General features: G+C 56.1%; 1 protein-coding gene. It reads left to right on the top strand.

Annotation, left to right across the window (positions count from 1 at the left end; all coding sequences use genetic code 11):
• A partial coding sequence (locus G9G54_RS24925; protein WP_165179954.1) for an AMP-binding protein occupies positions 1-435 on the top strand: 435 nt, incomplete at both ends.

Raw genomic sequence — 435 nt, 5'->3', positions numbered from 1 at the left:
GGCGGTGTGGAAAGCTGGAGGCGCGTATGTGCCGCTGGATGCAGATTATCCGTCCGAACGCATTCGTTTCATGCTGGAGGACAGCGGTGCGACGGTACTGTTGACCCAAACGGGCTTACAGGAGCGTGCACAGGTATGGCTGGATGAGAGCAAAACTACATCCGAATCCGCAGCGGGTTTGCGTCTGCATACCGTACTGGCGGTGGACGATGAGTCGTTGTACACCGGGGATACCACAGACGTCAATCACATCAATGAACCGCAGGATCTAGCGTATGTGATCTACACCTCCGGGACAACGGGACGTCCGAAGGGCGTCATGATTGAGCATCGCAGTTTGGTGAATACGGCTGCAGCTTATCGCCGGGATTACCGTCTGAACCAGTTCCCGGTACGGTTGTTGCAACTGGCGAGCTTCTCCTTCGACGTGTTCGT

The sequence above is a fragment of the Paenibacillus sp. EKM212P genome, from assembly GCF_011066115.1.
GTDB classification, from domain to species: domain Bacteria; phylum Bacillota; class Bacilli; order Paenibacillales; family Paenibacillaceae; genus Paenibacillus; species Paenibacillus polymyxa_B.
The sequence above is the reverse complement of the archived record's forward strand: the minus strand, read 5'-3'. Positions and strand labels throughout refer to the sequence as shown.